Origin of the sequence: Streptomyces sp. NBC_00582, from assembly GCF_036345155.1 — a bacterium.
GTDB lineage: Bacteria > Actinomycetota > Actinomycetes > Streptomycetales > Streptomycetaceae > Streptomyces.
This window is the reverse complement of sequence record NZ_CP107772.1, coordinates 9,841,010-9,860,041: the sequence shown is the minus strand read 5'-3', so window position 1 is coordinate 9,860,041 and position 19,032 is coordinate 9,841,010. Positions and strand designations below refer to the sequence as shown.

Annotated in this window: 15 protein-coding genes; 7 read left to right on the top strand and 8 right to left on the bottom strand. The window is 71.8% G+C overall.

The window, feature by feature from the left end:
- Positions 1-151 precede the first annotated feature (151 nt).
- From OG852_RS44650 to OG852_RS44620, 7 genes are all read right to left on the bottom strand, one after another.
- On the bottom strand, positions 152-1,117 hold the full coding sequence (locus tag OG852_RS44650) for a carbohydrate kinase family protein (protein WP_330350885.1): 966 nt from the start codon (positions 1,115-1,117) through the stop codon (positions 152-154).
- Positions 1,114-2,103: a zinc-dependent alcohol dehydrogenase family protein gene (locus tag OG852_RS44645; RefSeq protein ID WP_133914239.1), complete on the bottom strand. Its 990-nt coding sequence runs from the start codon at positions 2,101-2,103 to the stop codon at positions 1,114-1,116. The genes OG852_RS44650 and OG852_RS44645 overlap by 4 nt, the downstream gene beginning before the upstream one ends.
- A complete protein-coding gene (locus OG852_RS44640) occupies positions 2,100-2,951 on the bottom strand; it encodes a carbohydrate ABC transporter permease (RefSeq protein WP_330350884.1) in 852 nt (283 codons plus the stop codon). Before OG852_RS44640 ends, OG852_RS44645 begins: the two co-directional genes overlap by 4 nt.
- Positions 2,951-3,913: a carbohydrate ABC transporter permease gene (locus OG852_RS44635; protein WP_330350883.1), complete on the bottom strand. Its 963-nt coding sequence runs from the start codon at positions 3,911-3,913 to the stop codon at positions 2,951-2,953. Before OG852_RS44635 ends, OG852_RS44640 begins: the two co-directional genes overlap by 1 nt.
- A gap of 85 nt (positions 3,914-3,998) precedes the next feature.
- Entirely contained in the window at positions 3,999-5,363 is a 1,365-nt protein-coding gene (locus tag OG852_RS44630; RefSeq protein ID WP_133914242.1) for an ABC transporter substrate-binding protein, read from the bottom strand.
- Between the two features lie 130 nt (positions 5,364-5,493).
- On the bottom strand, positions 5,494-6,255 hold the full coding sequence (locus OG852_RS44625; protein WP_133914445.1) for a DeoR/GlpR family DNA-binding transcription regulator: 762 nt from the start codon (positions 6,253-6,255) through the stop codon (positions 5,494-5,496).
- A gap of 376 nt (positions 6,256-6,631) precedes the next feature.
- Positions 6,632-7,390 (bottom strand): MBL fold metallo-hydrolase, encoded by a 759-nt coding sequence (locus OG852_RS44620; RefSeq protein WP_330350882.1) that lies wholly within the window; start codon positions 7,388-7,390, stop codon positions 6,632-6,634.
- A gap of 315 nt (positions 7,391-7,705) precedes the next feature.
- Here OG852_RS44620 and OG852_RS44615 point away from each other — a divergent pair, with 315 nt between their 5' ends.
- The gene (locus OG852_RS44615) at positions 7,706-10,501 is read left to right on the top strand and encodes an ATP-binding protein (RefSeq protein ID WP_330350881.1); all 2,796 of its coding nucleotides are present in this window, start codon (positions 7,706-7,708) and stop codon (positions 10,499-10,501) included.
- A gap of 139 nt (positions 10,502-10,640) precedes the next feature.
- Here OG852_RS44615 and OG852_RS44610 read toward each other — a convergent pair whose 3' ends face one another.
- A complete protein-coding gene (locus OG852_RS44610; RefSeq protein ID WP_166663604.1) occupies positions 10,641-11,441 on the bottom strand; it encodes an alpha/beta fold hydrolase in 801 nt (266 codons plus the stop codon).
- A 116-nt stretch (positions 11,442-11,557) separates the two neighbouring features.
- On the opposite strand from OG852_RS44610, the gene OG852_RS44605 reads away from it, so the two are divergent.
- From OG852_RS44605 to OG852_RS44580, 6 genes are all read left to right on the top strand, one after another.
- Positions 11,558-14,296, top strand: coding sequence for a LuxR C-terminal-related transcriptional regulator (locus OG852_RS44605; RefSeq protein WP_330350880.1), 2,739 nt, complete (start codon positions 11,558-11,560; stop codon positions 14,294-14,296).
- Between the two features lie 134 nt (positions 14,297-14,430).
- Positions 14,431-15,255 (top strand): alpha/beta fold hydrolase, encoded by an 825-nt coding sequence (locus tag OG852_RS44600; protein ID WP_330350879.1) that lies wholly within the window; start codon positions 14,431-14,433, stop codon positions 15,253-15,255.
- Positions 15,256-15,332: 77 nt separating this feature from the next.
- Positions 15,333-16,187, top strand: a complete 855-nt coding sequence (locus OG852_RS44595) for an alpha/beta fold hydrolase (protein ID WP_330350878.1) — start codon at positions 15,333-15,335, stop codon at positions 16,185-16,187.
- Positions 16,184-16,978 carry an alpha/beta hydrolase gene (locus OG852_RS44590; protein ID WP_330350877.1) on the top strand — a complete coding sequence of 265 codons (795 nt, stop codon included), beginning with the start codon at positions 16,184-16,186 and terminating at the stop codon, positions 16,976-16,978. Before OG852_RS44595 ends, OG852_RS44590 begins: the two co-directional genes overlap by 4 nt.
- A 90-nt stretch (positions 16,979-17,068) precedes the next feature.
- A complete protein-coding gene (locus tag OG852_RS44585) occupies positions 17,069-17,860 on the top strand; it encodes an MBL fold metallo-hydrolase (RefSeq protein ID WP_330350876.1) in 792 nt (263 codons plus the stop codon).
- Positions 17,861-18,063: 203 nt separating this feature from the next.
- Positions 18,064-19,020, top strand: a complete 957-nt coding sequence (locus OG852_RS44580; protein ID WP_330350875.1) for an IS481 family transposase — start codon at positions 18,064-18,066, stop codon at positions 19,018-19,020.
- The last annotated feature ends 12 nt before the right edge of the window (positions 19,021-19,032 follow it).

Below are 19,032 nucleotides of genomic sequence, written 5' to 3'. Positions count from 1 at the left end.
GCCCGACAAGCCCTGACACCGAGTGGGCGGCGCATGCCGGTCGTCGGGCGGTCGCGATGGCGCGCCGGGTTCCGGCGTCGTACGTCACGTTGACGAGCTGACATGACCGGAGGCAGGCCCCGCGACCGCGGGGTGGGGGCCTGCCCGTCCGTCACATCAGTTCCGCCGTGGTGGGTGGGTCCGCTCCCTCGCGTGCGCAGGTGAGGGCGGCGGCGCGGGCGGCCGTCGCCACGGCCTCGTCGAGGATCGCGGGCAACCGGTCGGTGCCGGTGGCCCTGCGCAGCGCCGCGCGTGCCGTTTCCGCCTCGGTCCCGGGGCCGCCGCCCAGCAGTCCCGCGTGCAGGAGGCGGCTGACGAGCCCGGCCATGAAGGCGTCGCCCGCTCCCACGGTGTCCACCACCTGGACGGGGACCGGTGCGATGCTCCGGTGGCCGTGTCGCCAGTACGCTTCGGCGCCGTCGGCTCCCCGGGTGAGGACGACCAGCGACGGGCCGCTGCGTGCCCAGCGGGCCGCCGTCCTGTCGGGGGTCTCGCCCGGGTGGAGCCAGGCGAGGTCCTCTTCGCTGGCCTTCACCACGTCGCTGAGGGCGACGAGCCGCTCCACCCGTTCGCGTTCCTCCCCCGGGGAGCGGAGCAGCGCGGGCCTCACGTTCGGGTCGTAGGAGACGGTGGCCGAGGGCCGCACGGCGTGCAGGGCCGCGAGGACCTGCTCGGCTCCCGGGCTCAGGGCGGTGGCGATGGATCCGGTGTGGACGTGCGCCGCCGGGCCCTCGATCAGCGCTGCCTCGACGGCCTTCGGCAGTGCCCAGGTGATGTCGAAGGTGTACCGCGCGGCGCCCGCCGCATCGAGTACGGCGGTTGCCGTGGAGGTGGCGGCGGCGACCACGGATCCCGCGGTCAACTCGACTCCGCTGTCCTTCAGGTGCCTTTGCAGGAGGTGGCCGAAGTCGTCGTGTCCCACGCGGGTGGCGAGCCGGACCGGGTGGCCGAGGCGGCCCAGGCCGAGGGCCACGTTGGCGGGACTGCCACCGGGGTGGCTGCGGCTCGGGCCGTCGCGATCGACGATGACGTCCACCAGTGCTTCGCCGACGACGACCGCCGGGAGGCGCGTGGTCACGGGAGCACCTGGATCTTGCGGCCCTTGCCGGCCTGGAACTGCCGCAGCGCCTCGGCGTAGTCGTCCAGCGGCAGCCGGTCGCTGATGAAGAGATCCGGGTCGAGGACTCCGCCGGCGAACAGTTCGGCGGCTCGTTCATAGCTGTGCAGGACCGCCATGGAGCCGGTGATGGTGATCTCCTGGTTGTAGATGCGATACGGGTCGATCGTCACCCGTGTCGCGTAGTCGGCGACGCCGAACTGGAGGTAGGTGCCTCCCTTGCCGACCCGGCCGAGGGCGTCCTGGATGGCCTGGGCGTTGCCGGTGGCGTCGATGACCACGTCCCAGCCGCGCGGGCGCTCGATCGCGTCGGCGGTGGTCACCGCGTTGCTGCACCCGAGGGTGCGGGCGGTGATGAGACGGTCCTCGTTGACGTCCACCATGTCGACGGTGGCCGCGCCGGTGCGCTTGGCGAGTTCGAGCATCATCAGGCCCATGGTGCCCGAGCCGTAGATCAGCACATTGCTGGCGAGCGTGGAGCGCAGGATGTCGTACCCGCGCACCGCGCAGGACAGCGGTTCGATGAGGGCCGCGTCCTCGGTGCGGACGTGGTCCGGAAGCTTCACGCAGTTGGCGGCGGGAGCGACGGTGTACTCGGCCGCGCCGCCGGGGACCGAGACGCCGATGGCGTTCCAGCGTTCGCACATGTTGCCGCGTCCGATACGGCAGTAGTGGCACTCGTGGCAGTACAGCGAGGGGTCGACGGCGACCCGGTCCCCGACCTCGAGGCCGCTGACGCCGGAGCCCAGGGCGACGATCTCGCCGGCGAACTCGTGCCCGGGGACGATCGGCAGCGTCGGCGCGAACTCGCCCTGGAGTATGTGGAGATCGGTGCCGCACAGGCCGCAGGCGGCGACCTCGATCACCACCTGGCCGGGCGCGGGCGTGGGGTCGTCGACGGTCTCCACGCCGACCTGGCCGGGCGCGCTGATGACGGCGGCTTTCACTTGACTGCTCCTAGGGAGAGGCCCTGGACCAGCTTGTCCTGGGCGGCGAATCCGGCGATGAGGACCGGCAGGGAGACACAGACGGCGGCGGCGCAGACCTTGGCCAGGAACAGACCCTGGCTGGTGACGAAGCCGGTGAGGAACACCGGTGCGGTGCCGGCGACGACGCCGGTGAGCACGCGGGCGAAGAGGAGTTCGTTCCAGCTGAAGATGAAGCAGATCAGCGAGGTCGCGGCGATGCCGGGGGCGACGACCGGGGCGACGATCCGGGCGAGGACGGTGGGCAGTCCGGCGCCGTCGATGGAGGCCGCCTCCAGGATCTCGACGGGAACCTCGGCGAGGAAGGAGCGCATCATCCAGACCGCGATCGGGAGGTTCATCGAGGTGTAGAGGATGACCAGCAGGGCGACGTTGTCGAGCAGGCCGCTGTTCTTCGCGATCAGGTAGATCGGCAGCAGTCCGGCCACCGCGGGCAGCATCTTGGTGGACAGGAAGAAGAACATCGCGTCGGACCACTTGCGCACCGGCTTGATGGACAGCGCGTAGGCGGCCGGGATGGACAGCACCAGCACCAGCAGCGTCGACATGAGGCTCGCGGAGAAGGAGTTGATCAGCGGCGGCCAGGGAGAGACCCCGGTGCTCGCTCCGAAGAACTCCCGGTAACCCTGGAGGGTGAGGGGAGCCCCGAGGCTGGGCGGGTTGGTGGCCGCGTCGGACTCGCTGTGCAGCGACGTGAGCACCATCCAGGCGACGGGCAGGAAGAACAGCACTCCGCAGAGCCAGGCCAGCAGGCCGAGCGCGCCACGCCTGCGCCGTACGACGGGGGCGTCAGCGGTTGTCGTGGCCATCAGCGGGTCTCCTCTCGGAGCAGGGACGAGACGGTCCGCAGCGCGAAGCTGCCCACGAGGAGGGAGCACAGGACGACGATGACGCCCTCCGCGGAGGCCTGCCCGTAGTCGTGCGCCTGGTAGAAGGTCTCGTAGACCGTGTAGGGCAGATTGGCGGTGCCCAGGCCGCCGCCGGTGAGGGTGAAGACGGCGTCGAAGTTCTGGACGACGTAGATGCTGCCGAGCAGGGCGGCGAGTTCCAGGTAGCGTCGCAGGTGGGGGAAGGTGAGGTAGCGGAAGATCTGCCAGGTGGTCGCGCCGTCCATACGGGCCGCCTCGACGGCGTCGAGGGGGCGGCTCTGCAGTCCGGCGAGCAGGATCAGCATCATGAAGGGCGTCCACTGCCAGATCAGCGACGCCTCCACGGACATCATCGGCAACGAGGACAGCCAGTCGGGCTGCGGCGGGTCGTCACTGCCGAACAGGCTCCACAGCCAGGTCAGGGAGCCGTTGATCAGCCCGTAGGTGGCGTTGTACAGCGCGTGCTTCCACAGCAGTGCCGAGGCCACGGGCACGACGAGGAACGGTGTGATCAGCATCGTGCGGACGAGGCCGCGACCGCGGAACCGGCGGTCCAGGAGCAGCGCGAGTCCGAGTCCCAGGGCCAGGCTGACGAGGACCACGGTGACGGTCAGGGTGACGGTGGTCAGCAGGGACGAGCGCAGTTGCGGGTCGGTCACCGCCTCCTTGTAGTTGTCCAGGCCCGCGAAGGCCTTGTGGTCGGGTTCGAGGGCGTTCCAGCGCATGAACGAGATCGCGACGGTGCCGACGAACGGCAGCTGGGTGACCACGATCATGAAGATCAGGGCCGGGAGCAGTGGGGCCCGCCGGGCCCAGGCTCCGCGAGATCGCCGGGGAGGTACGGTCCGCCCGGCGATCCGCGGCGCCCGGGCGCGCCTGGTGAGCGAATGGGTCAGGGTCATCGGTGTGTCTCCGCTGGGCGTCCCGCCCCCGGTCCCGCTGCGGGGGGACCGGGAGGCCGGAGGCGTCGGGTGGATCGGGGAGGGATCACTGGTCCGCGTACTTGGCGGCGACCTTCTCGGCGAGTTCCTGACCGGCCTTCAGGGCGTCCTCGACGCTGGTCTTGCCGGCGATGGCGGAGCTGATCTGCTGGGAGACCTGTGTGCCCAGGTCGGTGAACTCGGGGATGCCGACGAACTGGATGCCGGGGGCGGGACGGGGCTGCACGCCCGGGTTCTCGGGGTCGGCGGCCTTCAGGGCGTTCGCGGTGGCGTCGGCGAAGGCCGAGGCCGCGGCGACGTACTTGGCGTTCTCGTAGGTGGAGGTGCGCTTGCCCGCCGGGACCCGGGACCAGCCGAGCTTCTCGCCGACCAGCTCCTCGTACTTCTTGCTGGAGGCCCAGGAGATGAACTTCCAGGCGTCGTCCTGGTTCTTGCTCGCCTTCTGCACACCCCAGGCCCAGGTGTAGAGCCAGCCCGAGCTCTTGGTCCGGTCGACCGGTGCGGGTGCGTAGCCGATCTTGCCGGCCACCGGAGAGTCGCCGGACTCCAGCGAGCCGGCGGCGCTCGTGGCGTCGTACCACATGGCGACCTTGCCCTGGGTCATGTTGTTGAGGCACTCGGCGAACCCGGACTGCGGGGCGCCCGCCTCACCGTGCTTGCGCACGAGGTCGACGTAGAACCTGGTCGCCTTGGTGAAGGCGGCACTGTCGACCTGGGCGTTCCAGTCCTTGTCGAACCAGGTGCCGCCCATGGTGTTGACCACCGTGGTCAGCGGGGCCATCACCTCGCCCCAGCCCGGCAGGCCGCGCAGGCAGATGCCCTTCATCCCGGACTCGGCGCCGTCGGCCTTCGCGGCCAGGTCGGCGACCTGCTGCCAGGTGGGGTGGGCCGGCATGGTCAGCCCCTTCTTCTCGAAGACGTCCTTGCGGTACATCAGGAAGGACGACTCGCCGTAGAAGGGCTCGGCGTAGATCTGGCCGGAGGCGGTCAGGGACTCCTGCATGGCGGGCAGGATGTCCGCCTGGTCGAAGGCCGTGTCCTTCTTGGTGTACGAGGTCAGCGGGGCGAGCCAGCCGTTCTTGGCGTAGATCGGCGTCTCGTAGTTGCTGATGGTGGCCACGTCGTACTGGCCGGCCTGGCTGGAGAAGTCCTGGGTGATCTTGTCGCGGACGTCGTTCTCGGGCAGCACCGTGAAGTTGACCTTGATGCCGGTCTCCTTGGTGAAGTTGTCCGCGGTGAGCTTCTGCAGGTCCGCCATCTGCGGGTTGTTCACCATCAGCACGTTGATGGAGTGCGAGCCGGAGCCGCCCCCCGAGCCCCCGGCGCCCGCACACGCCGTGAGCAGTGCGCAGGACATGGCGAGGGCACCGAGCGGCACGGTGCGCCGCAGGAGGGTTCTTCTCGAGTTCATGATCGTCCCTTTCATGAAGTACGGGTGTGCGGTGAGGCGAGGGGAGGGAATGTGGGATCGGGCAGGCAAGGGGGTGCCGTCGGAGCGGCTTCGGTGGAGCCGTTCCGGGCGGGGTGGGGGTGGGCCGGGGTCAGACCCGGTGGACGCGCGGCCCCATGAGTGAGTAGCGGTGTGCCTCGGCGCTGGAGAGCCCGGTGTCGGTGACGATCGCCTCGAAGTCGTCCACCCCGGCGAAGCGGCAGAAGCTGCTCGCGCCGAACTTGCTGTGGTGACCCATGAAGACGCGTCGGCGCGACACGGCCAGCGCCTTGGCCTTGACGTCGGCCACCACCGGATCCGGGGTGGTCAGGCCGAGCTCGCGGGAGATGCCGTTCGACCCGAGGAAGGCCAGGTCGATCACGAATCGTTCGAGCATGGCGCAGGCCCACGAGCCCACCGTGGCGAGGGTCCGGGCCCGGACCCGGCCCCCCAGGAGCAGCACGGTGACCTGCGGAGAGTCCGCGATCGCCGCCGCGGTGGAGAGCGAGGCGGTGACCACGGTCAGGGGTCGGTCACCGGGGAGGAGCGCGGCGAGGAGCTGTGGGGTGTACCCCTCGTCGACGAACACGGTCTCCGCGTCACCGAGGAGCTTGACCGCCTCGGCGGCGATCCGGCGCTTGTCCTTGACGTGCAGGGTCTCCCGCTCGGGGAGGCCTGTTTCGAATCCCGCGCCCTCGACGGGGTAGGCGCCGCCGTAGGTGCGGCGGAGCAGGCCCCGGCGTTCCAGGACACCGAGGTCACGGCGGATGGTCTCCGGCGCGACGGCCAGGTCGGTGGCCGTGGCCGTGACGGTGACCTGTCCGTGCTGACGCGCGAGCGCGAGGATCCGGCTCTGACGCTCTTCGGCGTTCATCGCGCTCACCCGCCTTCCGTACCCGGTCCGGGCACGGCGTGCCCGGTCTTGCCGGACATTTATACCAACCAGCTTTTGCGGCAAAGTGGCCCACAACGGGCTTGAAATTGCCCGATACCGCCCGATGCGACTCCGGGAAGCCGCAGGTCAAGCCGCTGCTGTACGGTTTATCCGGTTCCCCCGTGCCCGTCTGCGCCCTCTGTGGTGCCCGGTTCGGGCGGACCGGGCACGGTGACCCGCCCCATCCCCGCCCGGCCGGTGCCGGACCCGTCGGCGGGCTGTGCCACCTGCCGGCGGACCGGCGGCCGTTCCTCGTCGGACGGACCGAACGGCGGATGCGGGCGCGAGGAGATCACCGAGGACGGCCGCGCACGGTCTACCGGAGCGGGCTCCGGCCGACGATGGTGGGCACCCCGCGCGCCGGCCAGCACAGTCGGTCGAGGAGTCCCGCCTCGGCGAAGGCGTCGACGATGTCGTCGCGCCCCTCGGTGAAGTGGTCCCAGGCGTCGTAGTGGACGGGGACGACCGTCCTCGCCCGGAGCGACTTCGTCAGCCGCACGCCCTGGGTGCCGTCCATGGTGATGAAGTCCTTCCCGAACCATTCGACCACCGCGGCACCGAAGTGCAGCAGCGCGGTGCCGATCGAGAAGCGTCGGCCGATCTCGTCGAGTTCCTCGTAGTAGACGGTGTCCCCGGAGATGTACAGCGCCTCGGCCTCCCCGGCCACCTGGATCACGAAGCCGATCACCTCGCCGGCGTGCCGGCCGGGGGTGGCGGTGATCCGTACGCCGCCTTGCGCGCCGGGGAGTTCGTACGTGTCCCAGGGCGCGAGCCCCACGGCCCCGCCGCCCAGCCGTGCGGCCCCGCTGACCGTCGTGAGCACGGTCAGATCGGCGATCAGGGCCCGCCCCGCCTCGTCCAGGTTGTCGGGGTGCTCGTCGTGGCTGAGCAGCACCGCGTCGAGGGGCGGCAGGTCGGCGGCCGCGACGGCGGGATCGCGCAGGCTCCGCAGGGTGACCGGCCCCCTCGGGTACTCCGCCGGGGCCGGGTCGAACGCCGGGTCGGTCAGCAGTCGTAGCCCGCCCACTTCGAGCAGCACGGTCGCGGTTCCGATGTACGTCACGGTGGCCTTCATGGCTCTCCCTTCCGGCCGTCCGCCCGGCGGCGCCGGGTCGGGCGGCAAGCAGATCTCCTGGCCCGCGGACACCCGGCGGGCGGCACCGGCTCCCTCGACATGCTCGGTACCGAGCGACAGCGTGCGGCACCGGTCGGCCACCGGTCATCGGTCACATGGCTGCATCGGCCCGTCGAGACACACCGGGCCGGGGGGCCGCTGCGCCGGACGGGCCCGCAGGGGCGACGCAAATCCGTCGACGGGCGCGAAAGACGCAGGCCGGGGGCAGCGTGATCGATAGGTTGACGACCAACTGTCGTGCCTGGAGGAGGAGTTGTGGCTCGGAAGTCCAACGGGGGCCGGATCGGCCGGGGGATCGTCGGGCGGGAGCGGGAACTTGCCCGGATCGGTGAGCTCCTGGCCGGCGAGGCGGGCGGGAGCCCCCTGCTGATCGCGGTCGGGGAGCCGGGGACGGGCAAGAGCACCCTGCTCGACGCCGCCGCCGAAGAGGCCGCACGCCGCGGGCTGCGGGTGCTCAGGGTCCGGGGCGATGAGGGCGAGGCCGAGCTGGCCTTCGCGGGGCTCCACCAGTTACTGGGACCGGTGCTGGACGGGGCCGATGAACTGCCGGACCGTCAGCGGGCCGCGCTGCGCGGCGCGTTCGGTCTGGGGCCGACCGGAACGGACAACGGCGCGGAGCGTCCCGAGCCGCTGCTCATCCGCCTCGCCGCACTCACCCTGCTGTCCGAGACGGCGTACCGGCAGCCGCTGTTCGTCGTGGTCGACGACGCCCAGTGGCTCGACGCCGGTTCGCTGGACACGCTCGCCTTCGTCTCGCGGCGGCTGGCCGACGAGCCCGTCGCCGTCCTGGTCGGCGCCCGCGCGGGTTCCGTGCCCGGCCGGTTCGGGGCGGGGTTCCCGCTGATGCCCGTACCGCCGTTGCCGGACGAGGCCGCCGACCGGCTGCTGGACCTTCAGCCGGAGCCCCCTGCCGGGCGGCTGCGGGCACGGATCAGGCAGCAGGCGGGCGGCAATCCACTGGCCCTGATCGAACTGGCGAGGGCGACGGCCGGCCTCCCCGACGCCTGGCCGGAGGAGCCTTCGGGAGCACTGCCGCTCACCGGACGGCTGGAGCGGATCTTCGCCGCCCGCCTGTCGGAGCTGCCGGAGGCCACCCGGCGCGCCCTGCTCCTCGTCGCCGCCGCGGGCGAAGCCGATCTGTCCGCCGCGCTCGTCGCCGTGGCCGCCACCGCGCCGGACGGCGGCCTCGACGTGTGGGGGCCTGCCGAGGAGGCCGGACTGGTCCGGCTGGACAGCGGTCACATCCGCTTCCGTCATCCCCTCGTGCGTTCCGCCCTCTACCAGAGCGCGCCCTTCGCCGCCCGCCGACAGGCCCACCTGACCTTGGCGGAGGCGCTCGACGGCAGCCCCGACCGCAGGGCCTGGCACGGGGCGGCCGCGACCCTCACCCCTGACGAGGAGATCGCCGGAGCCCTGGTGGCCACCGCCGACCGGGCCCGGCGGCGCGGCGGCTACCATGCCGCGGCGGCGGCCCTGGAACGCGCCGCCGAGCTCAGCCCGGCCCCCGACGCACAGGCCCGTCGGCTCGTCGGCGCGGCGACCATGGCCATGTTCGCGGGCCGGCCCCGATGGGTCGAGACGATCACGGCCAAGGCGGTCGCGGCCACGGACGATCCGGCCCTGCTGGCGGAGGCCTCGACGCTCGCGGGCTGGGCGCTGGCCGTCACCCCCCGGCACACGGCCTGCCTCGACATCCTGCTGCCCCTCGCGGAATCCACCGCGGCCACCGCCCCCGACCAGGCGTTGTCCGCTCTGAGCACGGCGGCGACCGTGGTCTACAACTCCGGTGACGAGACCTTTCGCCGGACGGCGTTACGCATCGCCGCGTCGGCCGGAGCCGAGGCCGGCACCCCGGCGGACCGGCTGTGGGCGCGGGTGGGGTGCGACCCGTTCACCGGCCGGGAAGGCCACCTGGAGCTCCTCAGGTGCGCCGCCGCCGACCCGCACGCTCCGCTCGCCGACCTGGTCATGCTCGGGGCGGCGGCCATGACGCTCGACGAGACGAACCTCGCGGTCCGGCTGTTCGGCCGGGCCATGGACCATCTGCGCCGCACCACGACGGCCGGCACCAACGCCACGCTGGCGCAGGCGCTGTCGTATGCCCAGTACGACAGCGGGGCGTGGGTGGCCGCCGGGGCGACCGCCGAGGACGCCTGCCGGGTGGCCACCGAGAACGGGCTGGAGATGGCCGCCGCCAGTGCCGGTTGCCTCAGTGCCGTGCTGTCGGCGGTACGGGGGGACACCCATCAGGCGCGCGGCAGGCTCGCGGAGGCGGTGGCCGGGATCGACCTGTCGCGCAGCCGCGGCCTGGACATGCGGGCGCGCATCGTCCTGGGTGTCGCCGCGAAGGTCGACGGTGACTACCCCGCGGCGTACGAGCAGGTGCGCGGGCTGTTCACCGGTGGCCCCGATCCGCTTCCCGTCCACTACCACGTCTCGTACTACGGCATCGCCGACCTGGCTGCGGCGGCCGTCCGCGCGCATCGCGAGGACGACGCCCGTCAGGTGCTGGACGCGATGGAGCGCAGGCTCCGCGGCCGGATGTCGGTCCGGCTCACGCTGCTGGCGCACCGGGCACGAGCGCTGCTGTCCGCACCCCCGGACAGCGAGCCGTACTTCCTGGCCGCGCTGGCCGATCCGGCCGGTGACCAGTGGCCCTTCGAACGCGCGCAGGCTCGGCTCGACTACGCCGAATGGCTGAGGCGGCGGCGCAGGACCGGCGAGGCGCGGCCCCTCCTGGCGCAGGCGCTGACGGCCTTCGAACGGCTCGGCGCACAGCCCTGGGTCATCCGCGCCACCGCTGAACTGCGTGCCTGCGGAGTGACCGTGCCGCCCGGCGAGGCGGCGGTGAGCGGGGTGCGGGAGCTGACCGCCCAGCAGCTCCAGATCGTCCGGCTCGCCGCCGAGGGGCTCACCAACCGGGAAATAGGAGAGCGCCTTCTGCTGTCGCCGCGCACCATCGGATTCCACCTGTACCAGGCGTTTCCGAAGCTGCGTGTGACGACGCGTTCCCAGCTCCGGAAAGCGCTCGACGGCTTCGTCGACGGATAGCGCGCCCCGGCGCCACGGCGGATGCCCAGTCAAACGACCTAAGTACCGGCCGACGCACCACTGGACGATGGCGAGAAGCTCACAGGGGGGTGGGGAGATGCGTGCCGGTCGCAGTGGTCCGCGGTCGGAAGGCCGGCTCTCATGCCGCCAGGAACGCGAGGACGGCCTTGTTCCACTGGTCGGGATGGGTGAGCGGCACCCCGTGCGGGGCACCGGGGACGATCGTCGTCCTGCTGTCCGGCACGGCACGGGCCACGGGTGCTCCGCTCACCTGGTACGGCATGAAGGCATCACGCTCGCCATGGATGATCAGCGTCGGTACGTCGATCCGGGCCAGCTCCGGCTGCCGGTTCGCGGTCGGCCAGGCCTCGACCGAGTCGGCGGTGCCCTTGGGGGAGGCGGACGCGGCCAGCTGCAGATGGTGCAGGCGAGTCGGTTCGTCCAGCACGCAGGCGCCGTCCACCGAGAAGAACCTGGTCAGCACGTCGTCGAGCATGGGGATGCGGTGTCGGCGGGAGGCGGCGAGCAGGTCGGCCACCAGCTCGTCGCCCGCTCCGACGAGGATCGGGCCGGCCAGCACCAGCCTGTGGACGCGGTCGGCGCCGTGGGCCGCGGCATAGCGTGTCACCTCGCCGCACCCCGAGGAGAAGCCGACCAGCGACATCGTCGCGAGGCCGAGGTGCTCCACCAGCCGGTGAAGGTCGCCGGCCAGGGTGTCGTAGTCGTACCCCGTCCACGCCCGCGTGGAGCGGCCGAACCCGCGCCGGTCATAGGTGACGACCCGGTGCCCGGCCGCGGTGAGGGCGTGCACCTGTGCTTCCCAGAAGACCTGGGTGAACGGCCAGCCGGGGACGAGCACCACGGGATCTCCGGTGCCGAAGTCCTCGTAGTAGAGGCTCAGTTCGGTCCCGTTCTCCCTTCCCACCATGAGTCGCGGCACGGTCACTCCTTCGCTGCCGCCTCCAGTGTCGGACCCAGGTCGGCCCGGGCCATCGGTCAGATGACTGCACCTCACCCTTCCAGAACGGGATTGATGTGGACATAATCGGACGCGCCATGGAGCTGACCGCACTGCGGGACACGGTCGACCGCGCCCCCGGCACACCGCCCAATCTCGTGCTGCACGGGGATCCCGGAGTCGGCAAGACCGTCCTCCTCCAGGCATGCGTCGGATACGCCAGGGAGCGGGGAATGCGCGTACTCGGCGGGTCGGGGTACGAGAGCGAGGCGCAACTCGCCTTCGCCGGGCTGCACCAACTGTTCGCACCCGTCATGAAGTACTTGGACCGCGTCGACCCCTTCCACCGGGACGTGCTGCGGCGCGTACTGGGACTGCGGGACGGCCCCCCACCGGACCGGCTGGCGATCTCGGTGGCCACCGTCGCGGTGCTGGCCGCCGTCGCCGAGGACGGCCCCGTACTCATCGCGGTGGAGGACGCGCACTGGGTGGACATCCCCACGCGCGAGGTGATGATGTTCCTGCTTCTGCGACTGGAGCCGTACGACATCCGGGCGGTGTTCGCCAGGCGCCCGCTGACCGCCACCGAGCGAGTGACACCCGGCATCCGGATGCTGGAGGTGGAACCGCTCGACGAACCGGCCGCCGAGGAACTCCTGGACCTGCTGCACCCCGAACTCCCCGAGCCGGTGCGCCGAAGGGTGCTGCGGGAGGCCGCGGGCAATCCGCTGGCGCTGGCCGAGCTCCCCGGAGACCTGGGCACCGACGCCGCCACGCAACAGGAGATGCTGCCCGACGGAGCACCGCTGCGCACCCGGCTGGAGTCGGGATACGCCGGCCGGGTGCTGTCGCTGCCGACCGAGCTGCGCACGGTCCTGCTGCTGACGGCCCTGGACGGCGACCGGGTCGAGCACCGTGCGAGCCCCGCCCGGCCGACCGCCCTCTCGCCGCTCGACGTCCGCGAGGTCGAGCGGATCGGTCTCGTCACCCGTGACTCCACGCCCTCCGGTGTGCGCTTCCGTCACCCCCTCGTCCGCTCTGCCATCATCAAGACCGCCTCCCCCGACGAACTCCGCGCCGCACACGCCACGTTGGCCGAGCAGTACCGGACGGATCCCGAACGCCGCGTCTGGCATCTGGCCGCGGCCGCGGTGGAGCCGAGCGAGGAGGTCGCCGCCGAGATCGAGCAGGCCGCCCGCTCGGTCGGCATGCGCGGCGGCACCGGACTGGCCGTCACCGCCTGGCGGCGCGCGGCGGCCCTCAGCCCGGCCCCGTCGGAAGCCGCCCGGCGTCTTCAGCAGGCAGCCGAGCTGGCGAGTGAGGCCGGCCAGCTCGGGCTCGCCCAGAAGCTCCTCGACGAGGCCCGCGAGCACCTCGGCGATCCAGGCCGCTCGGGGCACGGCCTCACCACGAGGGCGCGGATCCTGCTGCTGCGAGACGGAGATCTGGTCGCCGCCCGCCGACTCCTGGCCCGCGCCGTCGCCCTCGACGCGGCCCCCGGTGCGGGCGTGGCCCTGGAGCGAACCGTCCTGGCCCGCATCGTGGCGGCGTCCTACGCCCAGGACCCCGCCGAGTGGGCGGAGCTGCGGGAGGTCCTCGCCGACCGCGGCGACCGGCTGAGCCACCAGGTCCACCTGCTGCACGACGTCCTGGGCGACCTCCCCCGCACCGGCCACGACATGGCGCCCCGCCTGCGGGAGGCCTTCGACTCCCTGCCGGTCGACGTGATGCCGGGCCGGGTGGCGGAGCTGTGCCGGGCGGCGGCCTGGCTGGACCTGCTGCACGACTACCGCCCCCATTTCCGGGACCTGATCAGGCAGGAGAGCGGTGGCGGAGCCGTGACCCACGCCGCCGGCGGTCACTGGTTCGCCGCGCACGACCACTTCCTGTCCGGCGAGTGGGAGGCAGCCGAGGCCGCCGCCTCCGCCGGGCTCGACCTGTGCATCCGCCACGACCTGCAATTACTCGCCCACGACCTGCGCTGCAGCCTGGGCTGGCTCGCCGCCGGCCGCGGCGACGTCGACAGCGTCCGCGAGTACAGCAGGACCATCGAGCAGTGGGCCGCGCCCCGCGGCAGCACCCTCCATCTGACGATGTCGGCGCGGAACCTGGCACTCGCCGCGCTGTCAGAGGGCGACAACGAGACCGCCTACGCGCAGTGCGTCAGGGTCGGCCCGCCGGGCACCCTCGCGCCCCACACGGCCTACGCCCCGTGGCTGGTCCTGGATCTGGTCGACGCCGCCCTGCGCACCGGGCGGACCCAGGAGGCCCGTGCCCACATCGCCGCCGCCGACCGGGCCGGGCTCGCCGACCTCACCCCTCGGCTGCGCCTGCAGATCCTCACCGCCCGCGCCCTCGCGGCGTCCGACGAGGAGGCGGTGCCCCTGCTGAAGGCAGCGCTCGCCCTGCCGCGCGTGGAGCAGTGGCCCTTCGACCACGCCCGGGTGCGGCTGGTCCTGGGCGAGCTCCACCGGCGTCGGCACCGCCCCGGCGACGCGCGCCCCGAACTGCGCCGCGCCGCCGAGATCTTCGGCCGCATGGGTGCGACGGCCTGGCGCCGCCGAGCCGAGCAGGAACTGCGCGCCGCAGGTGTGGCCGTCACGCCCGAGGTGGTCCCGGGCCGGTCGGCGGATCCCGGCTCGGGCGCTCTGACCGCGCAGCAACTCGAAGTGGCCCGACTGGCCGCCTCGGGCCTGAGCAACAAGGAGATCGGCGAGCGGCTGTACCTGTCGCCGCGCACGGTCAGCGCTCACCTCTACCGCGTCTTCCCCAAGCTCGGCATCACCTCTCGCTCGGCTCTGCGCGACGCCCTCGGGGCCCTCGACGACAGCGCGTGAGGCGGGCGGCACCCTGCCACGCCACTTCGGCCGGGGACATGCAGTCACCTGACGGATGGCGAGCCCTGCCCGGCGACCTAGCTTCGTAAAGGCACCGCACCGCGCTCTCCCGAACCCCGACGAAGGGACGCACGATGGGCACCGTCACCACCGCCGACGGCACGGAGATCTTCTACAAGGACTGGGGCGTCGGCCGCCCCGTCGTCCTCAGCCACGGCTGGCCGCTGAACTCCGACAGCTGGGAGGCCCAGCAGCTGTTCCTGGCCGAGAACGGATACCGGGTCGTCGCGCACGACCGGCGCGGGCACGGCCGCTCCACCCAGACGTGGAACGGCAACGAGATGGACACCTACGCCGACGACCTCGCCACCCTGATCGACCACCTCGACCTGCGTGACGTCACGCTCGTCGGCTTCTCCACGGGCGGTGGCGAGGTCGCCCGCTACATCGGCCGCCACGGTACGTCACGTATCGCCCAGGTCGTCCTCGTCTCCGCCGTACCGCCGTTCATGCTCAAGACCGACGACAACCCCGGCGGCGTTCCCGTCGAGGTCTTCGACGAGATCCGTGCCGGATCACTGGCCGACCGCTCGCAGCTCTACCGCGATCTGGCCGACGGGCCGTTCTTCGGCGACAACCGGCCGGGCGCCGACGTCTCCCAGGGCACCCGGGACGCCTTCTGGCGTCAGGGCCTGCAGGCCGGGCACCGCAACGCCTACGAGTGCATCGCCGCCTTCTCCGCCACCGACTTCCGCGCCGATCTGGACGCGATCGACGTGCCGACCCTCGTCATCCACGGCGACGACGACCAGGTCGTCCCCTTCGAGGTCGGCGGCAAGGCGTCGGCCGAGCGGATCAAGAACGCGACGCTCAAGGTCTACCCCGGCGCACCACACGGCATCACGGACACCCACAAGGAGCAACTCGGCGCCGATCTGCTGGAGTTCCTCAACACCTGACGACATCGACTGCCGACTTCACGTTCATGTCTCCGGCGGCGACGCCTCGCCGGACGCCCGAGCACAGGAGCCATGAGATGCCCTTCAGCCTCCGGCGGCCTCGCCGCCGCACCGTCAGCGCCTCCCTGTTCGCCGCCGCCCTCGTGGCCGGGGTGGGCAGCGCCGCACCTCCCGTCTCCGCCCATGCCGCGCACGGGGACGGCCCCAAACCCACCGTCGTCCTCGTCCACGGCGTCTTCGCCGACGCGTCGGGCTGGTACCGGACCATCGCCGCCCTGCAGAAGGCCGGCTACCCGGTCATCGCTCCCGCCAACCCGCTGCGCGACCTGAGCGGCGACACGGCGTACGTCTCCAGCGTCCTCGACTCCATCGACGGTCCGATCATCCTCGTCGGCCACTCCTACGGCGGCGAGGTCATCACGAACGCCGCCCGCGGCAACGCCCGGGTCAGGGCATTGGTGTACGTCGCGGCCTTCGCGCCCGACCAGGGCGAGAGCGCCCTGCAACTGGCGCAGAAGTTCCCCGGCAGCAGGCTGCCGACCGCTCTGGTCACCCGCGATGTCCCGCTGCCGGACGGCAGCACCGGGTCGGACGGCTACATCGACCCGGCCACGTTCCGCGAGGTGTTCGCCGCCGACCTGCCGGCCTCGCAGACCCGGCTGATGGCCGCGGCCCAACGCCCCGGCAGCGTGGGCGGACTGGCGGGCGCCAGCGGGGCGCCGGCCTGGAAGAGCCTGCCGTCCTGGTACGTCATCCCCACCGCGGACAACGTCATCCCGGCGGCCGTCCAGCGCTACATGGCCGAGCGCGCCCACAGCCGGACCGTGGAGGTCAGGGGCTCCTCCCACGTCGTGATGATGTCCCACCCGGACGTCGTGGTCCGCCAGATCCACTCCGCCGACCAGGCCACTCGCCGAGGAGTACACCGATGAAACCCGACACCATCGTCCTGGTCCACGGCTTCTGGGTGACGCCGCGCTCCTGGGAGAACTGGATCACCCACTACGAGAACAAGGGCTTTCGCGTCCTCGCCCCGGCCTATCCCGGGTTCGAGGTCGAGGTCGAGGCCCTCAACGCCGACCCCACCCCGATCGAGACCGTGACCGTCCCCGCCATCGTCTCCAGTCTGGAGAAGATCATCACCGAACTCGACCGGCCGCCCATCGTGATGGGTCACTCCGCCGGCGGCGCGTACACCCAGATCCTGCTGGACCACGGTTTCGGCGCCGCGGGAGTGGCGATCAACTCGGCACCCACCGAAGGCGTCGCCGTCGTCCCCCTGTCCCAAATCCGCTCCGCCTTCCCGGTACTGAGGAACCCGGCCAACCGCCACCGGGCGGTCGGCTTCGACTACGACCAGTGGCGCTACGCCTTCACCAACACCTTCCCCGAGGACCAGGCCCGCGCCACCTACGAGCGCTACCACATCCCCGCCTCCGGCAGCATCTTCTGGGGCAGCGCCCTGGCCAACATCCACCCCGGCCACACCGACACCCACGTGGACTACCACAACGCGGGCCGGGCCCCGCTGCTGTTCCTCTCGGGCCGGCACGACCACCTCATGCCGCCCAAGGTGCAGCGGTCCAACGCCAAGCACTACAAGGCGGAAGGCACGATCACGGAGGTCGGGGTGTTCCCGAGCCGCTCCCACCTGATGCCCGCCCAGGACGGCTGGGAAGAGGTCGCCGACCATGCCCTGGACTGGGCCCTCGCCCACTCCTGACCCCCGCACGGCACGCACCCGGGCCCGGGACGGGCGGCCTCCGTCCCGGCCCCGGGGAGACTCCGCAAAAATCAAGGGAGAGGGAACCGCATGAGCGACCTGCGCATCACCCACATCGGCGGTCCCACCACGCTCATCGAGACCGGTGGGTGGCGGCTTCTGACCGACCCCACCTTCGACCCACCCGGACAGCGCTACTCCTTCGGGTGGGGCACCTCGTCCCACAAGACGGCCGGTCCCCCACTCGCCGCGGCGGACCTGCCGCCGATCGACGCGGTTCTGCTCAGCCACGACCACCACGGCGACAACCTCGACGACACCGGGCGCGACGTCCTGCGCACCGCCCGGACCGTCCTGACCACACCGGCCGGCGCCCGCCGCCTCGGCTCACCGGCCCGCGGCCTCACCCCCTGGACGGTGACACATCTGCACGCCCCGGGACGCCCCACCATCGAGGTCACCGCCACCCCCGCGCGCCACGGCCCTCCCCTGTCCCGGCCCCTGACCGGACAGGTCACCGGGTTCGCCCTCACCTGGGAAGGCCAACGGCACGGCGCACTCTGGATCTCGGGGGACACCGTCCTGTACGGCGGTGTGCGCGAAGTGGCGCGGCGTCTGACCGTGGGCACCGCGCTGCTGCACGTCGGCGGCGTGCGCTTCCCGATCACCGGCCCCGTCCGGTACACCATGACCGCCGCCCAGGCCGTGGAGCTGTGCGGCCTGCTGCGCCCCCGCACGGCCGTCCCCGTCCACTACGAGGGCTGGCACCACTTCCACGAGGGCCGCGACGCCATCGAGCACCAACTGGCCCGCGCTCCCCACGACATCCGCGACCGCTTCCACTGGCTGCCCACCGGAGCCGCCGCACACATCAGCGCCTGATGAACGACGGTACGACGAGTTCACCGTCCGCCAGGCAGCGCCCGTGCCGGTCACCGTCCTCGACGAGGGGCTGTGACCGGCACGGCACCGATCGGTCCTAGGTGTATTGATCACAAGCGTTGTTGACACTCGCCGGTGCTTGATCATGGCGAAGACCTCCGGTGTGGTGGAGCTGTCTAGGACTGCACCGCACGGAGGTCTTCGTGTCCCACCGTAATGCCCGGTTGACCGTTCACGGCAGGCGGCTGCTCGTCGAACGTGTCTGCGGTGGCCGCCCGGTCGCGCATGTCGCGGCGGAAATGGGCATCTCGCGGGCCACGGCCCACAAGTGGATCCGCCGCTGGCGGGCGGAGGGCGAGCTGGGGCTGCACGACCGCCCCAGCCGTCCGCTGACGACACCCCACCGCACGGCGGCAGCGGTAGAGGCCCGCGTGTGCCGGCTGCGCCAGGACCGCAAACTGGGCCCCGCCCGCCTCGGCCCGGTCCTGGGCCTGCCCCCCTCGACCGTGCACCGCATCCTCACCCGCCACGGCCTCAACCGGCTTGCGCACCTGGACCGGCCCACCGGACAGCTCATCCGCCGCTACGAACGCGACCGGCCCGGCGAACTCATCCACGTCGACGTCAAGAAACTCGGCCGCATCCCCGACGGCGGCGGCCACAAGGTCCTGGGCCGTCAAGCGGGCCGGGCCACTCGCAGCGGGATGGGCTTCGACTACATCCACTCCGCCGTCGACGACCACAGCCGCCTCGCCTACAGCGAGATCCACGCGGACGAGAAGGCCGCCACCTGCGCAGACTTCCTCCGCCGGGCCGCGGCCTTCTTCCAGACCACGGGCATCGACCGCATCGAGCGGGTCCTGACCGACAACGCCTGGCCCTACCGCAAGAGCTTCGCCTGGCAGCAGGCGCTTGCCGACCTCGGCGCGGCCGGCAAGCTGACCCGCGCCTACCGGCCGCAGACCAACGGCAAGGTCGAACGCTTCAACCGCACCCTGCTCGACGAGTGGGCCTACCTCAAGCCCTACACGAACAACGGCGAGCGCACCGCGGCCCTGGCAGACTTTCTGCACATCTACAACCACCACCGCTGCCACACCGCACTCGGCGGTCAGCCACCGATCAGCCGTGTGAACAACGCTGCGGGTCAATACACCTAGGGCCCTTCTGAC

Bases quoted from the DNA above. Each gene is read 5' to 3' on its own strand.
- OG852_RS44640 (WP_330350884.1), bottom strand. From the start codon at position 2,951: ATGGCCACGACAACCGCTGACGCCCCCGTCGTACGGCGCAGGCGTGGC.
- OG852_RS44635 (WP_330350883.1), bottom strand. From the start codon at position 3,913: ATGACCCTGACCCATTCGCTCACCAGGCGCGCCCGGGCGCCGCGGATC.
- OG852_RS44630 (WP_133914242.1), bottom strand. From the start codon at position 5,363: ATGAACTCGAGAAGAACCCTCCTGCGGCGCACCGTGCCGCTCGGTGCC.
- OG852_RS44625 (WP_133914445.1), bottom strand. From the start codon at position 6,255: ATGAACGCCGAAGAGCGTCAGAGCCGGATCCTCGCGCTCGCGCGTCAG.
- OG852_RS44620 (WP_330350882.1), bottom strand. From the start codon at position 7,390: ATGAAGGCCACCGTGACGTACATCGGAACCGCGACCGTGCTGCTCGAA.
- OG852_RS44605 (WP_330350880.1), top strand. From the start codon at position 11,558: ATGGAGCTGACCGCACTGCGGGACACGGTCGACCGCGCCCCCGGCACA.
- OG852_RS44600 (WP_330350879.1), top strand. From the start codon at position 14,431: ATGGGCACCGTCACCACCGCCGACGGCACGGAGATCTTCTACAAGGAC.
- OG852_RS44595 (WP_330350878.1), top strand. From the start codon at position 15,333: ATGCCCTTCAGCCTCCGGCGGCCTCGCCGCCGCACCGTCAGCGCCTCC.
- OG852_RS44590 (WP_330350877.1), top strand. From the start codon at position 16,184: ATGAAACCCGACACCATCGTCCTGGTCCACGGCTTCTGGGTGACGCCG.
- OG852_RS44585 (WP_330350876.1), top strand. From the start codon at position 17,069: ATGAGCGACCTGCGCATCACCCACATCGGCGGTCCCACCACGCTCATC.